Here is an 861-nt window from a genome sequence, read left to right as displayed (position 1 = left end):
GATAGAGTAAAGTAAGAAATAAGGGTAACAAGTAAAACAACTGCGCTTAAGCAATAATATGTGTTTTGGAAACCCATGAATGAATACATACTACCCGCTACGGAAGAAAAAATAGTAATGGCACTCTGTTTTGCAAAATTAAATGCCAGTAAATAAATGGTTGCACTTAGCCTAGTATCAAATACTCCTGTAATGTATTTAAAAATGGAAACTAAGAGTAAGGGCATTTCAAAAGCTGCAATCAACCTGAATATTGATAAGAGAACAGGGCCCGTAGCTATTGCACTTCCAAAAATACGAACGAAAGTTAATACACCGAAAAGAATCAGCCCATTTTTAGCACCCATTTTATTTACGATCACAGGGGCAAAAATCATTAATATGGCTTCAAGTCCAACTTGAATGGAGACTAGCTTACTAAATATATCCGTTCCATATTCTTTAGAAGAAAAGAATTGTACATAATAGTTAGGAAACTGTTGATCGAACACATCATATATGGCGGCGGTGCCGATTATTAAGAATGAAAGGTACCAGAAGTTCTTTATTTTAAATATCGAAAGAACAGCTTTTTTACTAATTTCATTTCCTTTACCCTTCGAGCCTCCTGACTTGATATGGTCTTGACCTTCTATTTTAGCCATAAATAATAAGACAGCTAAAAAAACTGCAGCACCTGATGCAAACCAAAAAATTGAATTAGGGTTTTTTACAAACATTACTCCCCCAATCAATGAGGCCGTAGCCCCTGCTATAGATCCGAATAACCTTACCCTGCCATATTCAAAACCATTATTACGACTCACTCTTTCTAGATAGGATTCAACAACCCCCACCCCGCCGTTGAATACTGCACTAAGG

1 protein-coding gene is annotated in these 861 nt (G+C 36.4%); it reads right to left on the bottom strand.

What is annotated here, in order from left to right; genetic code table 11:
* The coding region (locus AC1DVB_RS27615; protein WP_477592036.1) for an oligosaccharide MFS transporter at positions 1–861 on the bottom strand (861 nt) is incomplete at both ends.

The organism is Peribacillus sp. P4_D6 (assembly GCF_056401795.1).
The sequence above is the reverse complement of the archived record's forward strand: the minus strand, read 5'-3'. Positions and strand labels throughout refer to the sequence as shown.